At 57.2% G+C, this 7,209-nt stretch carries 8 protein-coding genes and 1 pseudogene; 5 read left to right on the top strand and 4 right to left on the bottom strand.

Going from position 1 to position 7,209, the window contains the following annotated elements; all coding sequences use genetic code 11:
* The 4 genes and pseudogenes from HUJ17_RS03930 to HUJ17_RS03945 form a co-directional block, all read left to right on the top strand.
* A pseudogene (locus HUJ17_RS03930) lies at positions 1-617 on the top strand (cytochrome b); the annotation flags it as partial.
* Positions 617-1,273: a cytochrome c1 gene (locus HUJ17_RS03935; protein ID WP_290509446.1), complete on the top strand. Its 657-nt coding sequence runs from the start codon at positions 617-619 to the stop codon at positions 1,271-1,273. The pseudogene HUJ17_RS03930 and the gene HUJ17_RS03935, both read left to right, overlap by 1 nt.
* A 92-nt stretch (positions 1,274-1,365) precedes the next feature.
* On the top strand, positions 1,366-2,004 hold the full coding sequence (sspA, locus tag HUJ17_RS03940; RefSeq protein WP_290509447.1) for a stringent starvation protein SspA: 639 nt from the start codon (positions 1,366-1,368) through the stop codon (positions 2,002-2,004).
* 2 nt (positions 2,005-2,006) lie between these two features.
* A complete protein-coding gene (locus HUJ17_RS03945; protein ID WP_290509448.1) occupies positions 2,007-2,405 on the top strand; it encodes a ClpXP protease specificity-enhancing factor in 399 nt (132 codons plus the stop codon).
* Positions 2,406-2,632: 227 nt separating this feature from the next.
* Here HUJ17_RS03945 and HUJ17_RS03950 read toward each other — a convergent pair whose 3' ends face one another.
* From HUJ17_RS03950 to HUJ17_RS03965, 4 genes are read right to left on the bottom strand one after another with little or no spacing between them, the layout of a single operon-like run.
* The gene (locus HUJ17_RS03950) at positions 2,633-3,220 is read right to left on the bottom strand and encodes a BON domain-containing protein (protein ID WP_290509449.1); all 588 of its coding nucleotides are present in this window, start codon (positions 3,218-3,220) and stop codon (positions 2,633-2,635) included.
* Entirely contained in the window at positions 3,221-3,808 is a 588-nt protein-coding gene (locus HUJ17_RS03955) for a phosphoheptose isomerase (protein WP_290509450.1), read from the bottom strand.
* Between the two features lie 40 nt (positions 3,809-3,848).
* The gene (locus tag HUJ17_RS03960; RefSeq protein ID WP_290509451.1) at positions 3,849-4,226 is read right to left on the bottom strand and encodes a YraN family protein; all 378 of its coding nucleotides are present in this window, start codon (positions 4,224-4,226) and stop codon (positions 3,849-3,851) included.
* Positions 4,207-6,078, bottom strand: coding sequence for a penicillin-binding protein activator (locus HUJ17_RS03965; protein WP_290509452.1), 1,872 nt, complete (start codon positions 6,076-6,078; stop codon positions 4,207-4,209). Before HUJ17_RS03965 ends, HUJ17_RS03960 begins: the two co-directional genes overlap by 20 nt.
* Before the next feature lie 81 nt (positions 6,079-6,159).
* Here HUJ17_RS03965 and rsmI point away from each other — a divergent pair, with 81 nt between their 5' ends.
* Complete coding sequence (gene rsmI, locus HUJ17_RS03970; protein WP_290509453.1) at positions 6,160-6,996, top strand: 16S rRNA (cytidine(1402)-2'-O)-methyltransferase; 837 nt, start codon at positions 6,160-6,162, stop codon at positions 6,994-6,996.
* The last annotated feature ends 213 nt before the right edge of the window (positions 6,997-7,209 follow it).

Here is a 7,209-nt window from a genome sequence, read left to right on the forward strand (position 1 = left end):
ACGAAGTGGGTTCCAACAACCCGGACGGCGTGGAAATCAAGCAGAACAAGGACGAAAACGGTATCCCGGTAGACGGCATTCCGTTCCACCCCTACTACACCGTGAAAGACCTGCCCGGCGTGATCGTGTTCCTGATGATCTTTGCCGTGGTGATCTTCTTCTTCCCGGACGGCGGTGGCTACCTGCTGGAGAAACCGAACTTCGAGCCGGCTAACCCGCTGAAGACTCCGGACCATATTGCGCCGGTATGGTACTACGGTCCCTACTACGCAATGCTGCGTGCCACGACCCTGGATATCATCATGTCTTCCAAGGCCTGGGGCCTGGTAGCCATGGGTGGTGCGATCGTAATTCTGTTCGTGATCCCCTGGCTGGATCGCCACCCGGTTCGCTCCATCCGCTATCGTGGCTGGTTGAGCAAGCTGTTCATGGCGATTTTCGTGCTGGACTTCCTGATGCTGGGTTATTTCGGTACCCAGCCGGCGACGCCGGGTAAGACCATGATGGCGCAGTTCGGTACGATCTATTACTTCGGCTATTTCCTGCTGATCATGCCGTTTGTCCACAAATTTGAAAAATCCAAGCCGGTTCCGGAACGGGTAACGGGGGGTCACTGATGAAGAAATTAGCGGTCGTTCTTTTCAGCTGCCTGCCGTTGGTTGCCTTTGCGGCCGGTGGTGGCAAGAGTGAGTATGAAGTGCCGGCACCGGTCAATCTGCAGGACAAGGTGAGCCTGCAGAATGGTGCCAAGCTGTTTGTAAACTACTGCATGGGCTGTCATGGTCTGCAGTACCAGCGTTACAGTCGACTGGCTGAAGATCTGGAGATTCCGGAAGAGCTGGTACAGGAAAAGCTGAATTTCACCACCGACAAGGTGGGTGATCAGATGCGTACAGCCATGGATCCGGAAGACGCCAAGGCGTGGTTCGGCAATGCACCGCCGGATCTCACCATGGTGACCCGTTATCGTTCAGAGGATTGGGTGTATTCCTACCTGATCAACTTCTACGAAGACGAATCTCGTCCCTTCGGTTACAACAACCGGGTGTTCGAGAACGTGGGTATGCCCCATGTGATGGCGAGTCTGGAAGCTGAGCTGAGCGAAGAGGAGTTCAAGCAGGAAATGGGTGATCTTACCAATTTCCTGGCGTACACCGCCGAGCCGGTTCGCCCGTTGCGCGAGCGTCTGGGTGTGTATGTACTGGTGTTCCTGGGCATTCTGCTTGTCCCGGCATACCTGCTCAAGAAGGAATACTGGAAAGACGTGCACTAACCATTAGTGCCCCTTTTCAGCGTTGAACAGGGTATCCGTGTAAGCGGTTACCCTGTTTCTGTTATAGCTATTTGTGCGGAGATGATTCGACCATGGGTGTGGTGACCAAGCGTTCTTCAATGACTTTCTTTTCTTCCCCGGAAGATCATTACAGCCATCGCGTGCGTATCGTGCTGGCGGAAAAAGGGGTCACAGTCGATATCGTTGATGTGGACAACAGCAACAAGCCGGAAGATCTGGCGTCGCTGAACCCTTACAACGAAGTACCTACCCTGGTGGACCGTGAGCTGACGTTGTATCAGTCCACAGTCATCATGGAATATCTGGATGAGCGTTTCCCTCATCCGCCTTTGTTGCCGGTTTATCCGGTTGCCCGTGCGCATAGCCGTCTGTTGATTCATCGGGTCGAGCGCGACTGGTGTGGCCACGTTGATGCGATTCTGGCTGGTGAAGAAAAAGAGGCCAGCTTGAACAAGCGTCGCAAGGAGCTGCGTGAAGCGATTATTGCTACTGCGCCGATCTTCAGTGAGCTGCCGTACTTCATGAGTGAAGAGTTTACCCTGGTGGACTGTGTGGTCGGTCCCATTCTGTGGCGGTTGCCGGCTCTGGGTATCGAGCTGCCGGCCAAGCAGGTAAAGCCGTTGCTGGATTATGCTGAGCGATTGTTCGACCGTGATGCCTTTCAGGCCAGCCTGACAGATGCCGAGCGCGAACTGCGCAACCCGCTGTAATCATGTCCGATATGTCTCCCAATCGCCCGTATCTGATACGGGCGATCCACGAGTGGATTTGTGATAACGGCCTGACGACCCATCTGGCAGTGAATGCTTCCTATCCCGGGGTGGAAGTGCCTCAAGATTTTGTTCAGGACGGTCAAATCGTGTTGAACATTGCGCCGCGGGCGGTGACGAATTTTATCGCCGGCAATGAGGAAATCACTTTTTCTGCCCGCTTCGGGGGTATGCCCATGACCCTGCGGGTGCCCGTGAACGCGGTGGTGGCTGTCTTCGCTCGCGAGAACGGTCAGGGCATGGCTTTCGACCCGGCAGAGCCGCCTCCAGAGCCGACTCCTCCGGAGCCGGAAAAGGACGACAGCAAGGCAAAAGTCAGCCATCTGAAGGTGGTTAAATAAGTTGCAAGTTGAAAGTTAAAAGTTGCAACGCGCCTGAGTAAGGTGCTGATCTGAAAAGAAAGAGGCCGCGCCCATAGATTTGGGTGCGGCCTCTTTCGTTATGCAATCCTGCAATCTGCTCCATGTGTCAATTTGGAGTTTTTTGTGTGGCGCGGGCAGGGCGTTAGCCGATTGGCAGGAGACCGTGCCGCGCTTTGCAACTTTGAACTTTCAACTTGAAGCTATCTTCAGTCGATATACTCAATAATCTTCACGATTTTCTGCACGCCATACACCTTCTGTACCTGCTCGACCACCGCATCGGCTTCTGCGCGGGTCAGCAGGCCCATCAGGTAGACCACGCCGTTTTCCGTGACCACCTTGGTGCGCCAGCCGGGGGCATCACCGTTGATCAGCAGGCGGCTTTTGACCTTGCTGGTCAGCCAGGTGTCATTGGTGCGTGCCAGAAAAGAGTTGGAGCCCACTACCTGCAGCTCATTGTGCACATGGCGTACATGGCGAACCTTCTCGGCGATATTGCCGGCTTGGGTCTTCAGGTCTTCGTTTGCCACCTGGCCGGCAAGCAGGACGTTGCCGTTGTAGCTCACCGCCACGATGCGTGACTCGTCTAGCTCAGCGCTGGCACGAGCCAGATTCACGGCGACCTTGCGCTCAATGTTGCCGTCCTCGATAAAGGCGCCGAAGGTGCGTTTCCCGTGGTTCTGGTCGACAGGTTGGTCGGACATGCCCTTGGACAGTGAAACACAACCGGCGGTGCCGGCCAGCACTAGAAGAACGGCCAATAAGTAGCTGAAGCGGGTGAAGCGTGCGGCCATTTACTGGCCTCCGAACAGTTGCTGGTCGATGTAGTCGCACAGGGAGTGGATCACCAGCAGGTGAACTTCCTGGATGCGAGCGGTGGAGGTGGCAGGTACCCGGATCTCAATGTCGTTGGGGCCATACAGGTTGACCATTTCACCGCCTTCCTTGCCAGTCATGGCAACAACGCGCATTTCCCGGTCGTGGGCGGCCTGGATGGCCTGGATGACGTTGGCGGAGTTGCCGCTGGTGGAGATGGCCAGCAGAATGTCGCCACTACTGCCCAGGGCACGGACCTGCTTGGAAAAGATTTCGTTATAGCTGTAATCGTTGGCGATAGAGGTGAGTGTGGAGGAGTCAGTGGTCAGCGCGATCGCTGGCAATGCTGGGCGTTCCATCTCGAACCGGTTGAGCAGCTCCGAAGAAAAATGCTGGGCATCGCCGGCGGAGCCGCCATTACCACAGGTGAGAATCTTGCCGCCGTTGAGCAGACATTCCACCATGGCCTGACCAGCCGCTTCGATGACGGTGGGTAACACTTCGCCGGCCTTGGCTTTGGTTTCGATGCTTTCGGCAAACAGTTGCCGGATACGGTCCACGCTCATAATTACCTCATTGTTCTGCGCGTTCGGTTATTGGGCTCAGTTACTCGCTGTAGAACGCGTTTTGTATCCACTGATAACGGACAGTGTCATTGTTGTCCGGTTCCATTCCCAGTACATCAAAGCGACAGGGCCGATCATGGTATTGCGGGTGACGGGCCAGGTAATGCTGGGCCGCCAGGATCAGCCGGCGTTGCTTGTGGCGATCAACGGACGCCAGGGCACCGCCATGGCTACGATAACTGCGCCAGCGCACTTCCGTGAACACCAGGGTGTCGCCATCCTGCATGACCAGGTCGATTTCGCCCTGCCGACAGCGGAAATTGCGAGCCACAACCGCCAGTCCCTGCTGCGTCAGCCAGTGTGCAGCCTGTTTTTCCGCTTCGCCACCGGAATCTTTGTTACTGCGCCGTAACTTCACGGGACCTGCTGTTGTTTCCCGGCTCGGACACCTTGGGCAGGGCGCGGGCTTCACCATTGATAAAGACGCCCCAGTCCAGTTCGCGAACGATGCGTTGTTGTTTCATGCTCAGACGGCCAGTGACTCCGGGCAGCTCACTGGAGGGCAGGGTGCTCAAAAGGTAGAGACGGCTTTGCAGCCGGTAGGCATCAATACCCATGGCGAACAGGCGCTCGTAGCGACCGTGGCCTTCGGGCCATTGTTCTTCGGTCATTCTGCGCAGCTCGGAGTCCTCGTTGCTTAGCATCCAGGGCATGTCCACAAAGCGGACGCCGTTCAAGTCCTGGTCGCGGCGAGGGTTGGACTCGCCGCTGTGTATCAGGGCGGTGGAATACACCGGTAGATCCTTGGCGTAATGAAAATTCAGAGCAGGTTTCACCTGGCGGCCCTGATTGGGGTTGGCCAGCAGGAACAGAAATCCCATGTCCTGACGGCGGCGCGGTTGGATATCCATGTCGAGGCTGGTGAAGCGGCTGACTGCCTCGCCGCGGCTCTGACTCTGGGCCACCAGCAGCAGTTCCTTGACGGTATCTCCCAGGGAGGGGCCTTCCTGGTAGGTGCGTGTCACCGTTACTGTGCCGCCAAGAGATTGCCATTCTTCAGCAAAAGCCTGGGCAACCCGTTCTCCCCACTCCCCTTGCGGATAAAGGATGCCTGCCTGGCTGGCGCCTTCGCGAGCACCTTGCAGGGCTATCTGACGGGCTTCGTCTTCCGGGGCGAGACCGAACTGGAAGAAATTTTCGGGCAGGTTGTCCTGATCAATGTAGTTCAGGGCCAGTGTAGTAACGGGCAGGGAGCCCTGTTTGGCAATAGTGGCTGCCTTGTCCTTGGCCAGTGGCCCGAGGACAAAGTCGGCGCCGTCCTGAATGGCCTGATCATACAGGGCAAGGATGTTGTCGCCGCCGGAGTCATAGAAGCGCAGTAGCGGTGGGTTGCCGTTCTGCTTGTGCCGATAGTAGGCGGTCATAATGCCTTCCTGCAGGGTCTTGCCGGCATTTTTCAGAGGGCCGGTGGTGGGCAGCAGAATGGCAACCTTGCTGGGTTTTTCATTGGCGGCTTTTTCCAGGGCGTCCAGAATGTCAGGGACGTCCTCGGTGGCCGGGTGGGTGCGCCACTGGGCGCTCCATTGATTCAGCCGGCTGACCTGGGCATCCAGGTCGGCGATAGGGTCCCGGTAAAGTTGTGCCAGGGTGAGCCAGCCACGCAAATCGCCGCTGCTGCCCTCAATGGCATCGGCCAGTTCGGTATTGGACAGCTGCATCAGCAGCTGCCAAATCATGCCGTGGTTGTAGTCCTGGTCGTCATCCTCCAATAAAGGGTGTGCGGCTACCCGTTCTTGAAGGCTGCGGGTCAGATCCCCCTTCATGGCCAGGGCGTCGGCTTTGAGTAGATCCAGCCGGGCCTGTTGCTCGGCGGGGTATTGAAGGATGTCGCTCTGGTGGCTTTGCAGTAGGCCAAGCGCCTCGTCGGGTCGTTGGTCGCCAAGCTGAGCGCGACCGCTGAGCAGTATCCAGGCAAACCGCTGCTTGTTGTCCATGACCTGTGGGTTCAGATCGGCCAACAACTGGCTGGCATCGCCGGCCCGTTGCTGGTCCAGATAATCCTCTGCCCATTGCAGTGCAGCATTGATGCGGGCATCGGTTTTCATTGTGGCCAGCTGACTGCGGGCAGCCGACAGCGCCGAGGGGGTGCTGCCAACCTTGGGTGCCGACGGCTGTTCATAAACCGTGGTGCGCGGAGGAGTTGTGGTGGAACAGCCGGCGATGACTGCGGCAGCAAGCAGGGCTGCCAAACGGGCCTTTCTGAATTCCATGGCGAGAGGTTCGTATTACCAGAATGAAGTCGCTATTGTAGGCGCTTCATTGGAGCCCCACCAGTTGAGTCGTGCACAGATATGAGTGGAACTTTGTATATTGTTAGTACGCCGATCGGAAATCTGGATGACATCAGTCGTCGGGCGATAGCGGTACTGGGTGAGGTGGACTGGGTGGCTGCGGAGGATACCCGGCACAGTCAACGCATGCTGGAACAGCTGGGAGTCCGCAGTCGGCTAATCAGTTGTCATGATCATAATGAAAGTGCGCGCAGCGAAGAGTTGGTGGCCCGTTTGCAGTCAGGCGAGCAGGGAGCCCTGATCAGTGATGCAGGAACGCCGCTGGTCAGTGATCCCGGCTATCGTCTGGTACGCGCCTGCCACCAGGCCGGTGTGCGGGTGGTGCCGATTCCCGGTGCGTCGGCACTGCTGGCAGCTTTGGCAGCGGCGGGTCAGCCGTCTGATCGTTTTCTTTTTGAGGGTTTTGTGCCGGCCAAGGGGGCGCCCCGTCAACAGGCCATTGAGCGCCTGGCCAAGCTGTCAGTCACAAGTATTATCTATGAAGCCCCTCATCGGGTGCTTTCCTTCCTCGAGGCGCTAAAACCCCTGGTTGAAAAAGATCGTGAAATCTCGCTCTGTCGTGAGCTGACCAAGCAATTTGAGACCATTCGCATGGGAGCCGTGGCGGATATCTGTGACTGGGTGGCATCAGATCGCAACCAGCAACGCGGCGAGCTGGTGCTGGTATTGTCACCCGCGACGCAAGCCGCAGACTGGAGCGAGCAGGACCAGGCCCTGGCAAAATCCCTGCTGGCGGAACTGCCGGTATCCCGGGTGGCGAAAATCATGGCAGCCCACACCGGGCTGAAGCGGCAGGCGGTGTATACGCTGTTGGAAGGGATGGGGAAAGAAAATTGATAATTGAGAATTGATAACGACGCGAGCAGGTGCTTTGCTGTCTTTGAACGCAAGAGGCCGCGACCAATCGTTTGGACGCGGCCTCTTGCGTTTCTGGACTTGGCGCTCTTTTCCGCGAGTTATCAATTATCCATTCTCAATTATCAATTGGTGTTTTCCATTGCCGTCCCCTAAACTCCGCCCCGGACCGGTCAGACAGTCGCTGGCGGCGTA

The organism is Alcanivorax sp., assembly GCF_014762765.1.
In the GTDB taxonomy this organism is placed as follows: domain Bacteria; phylum Pseudomonadota; class Gammaproteobacteria; order Pseudomonadales; family Alcanivoracaceae; genus Alcanivorax.

Bases quoted from the DNA above. Each gene is read 5' to 3' on its own strand.
- HUJ17_RS03955 (WP_290509450.1), bottom strand. From the start codon at position 3,808: ATGAGCGTGGACCGTATCCGGCAACTGTTTGCCGAAAGCATCGAAACC.
- HUJ17_RS03945 (WP_290509448.1), top strand. From the start codon at position 2,007: ATGTCCGATATGTCTCCCAATCGCCCGTATCTGATACGGGCGATCCAC.
- HUJ17_RS03950 (WP_290509449.1), bottom strand. From the start codon at position 3,220: ATGGCCGCACGCTTCACCCGCTTCAGCTACTTATTGGCCGTTCTTCTA.
- HUJ17_RS03965 (WP_290509452.1), bottom strand. From the start codon at position 6,078: ATGGAATTCAGAAAGGCCCGTTTGGCAGCCCTGCTTGCTGCCGCAGTC.
- sspA (WP_290509447.1), top strand. From the start codon at position 1,366: ATGGGTGTGGTGACCAAGCGTTCTTCAATGACTTTCTTTTCTTCCCCG.
- rsmI (WP_290509453.1), top strand. From the start codon at position 6,160: ATGAGTGGAACTTTGTATATTGTTAGTACGCCGATCGGAAATCTGGAT.
- HUJ17_RS03935 (WP_290509446.1), top strand. From the start codon at position 617: ATGAAGAAATTAGCGGTCGTTCTTTTCAGCTGCCTGCCGTTGGTTGCC.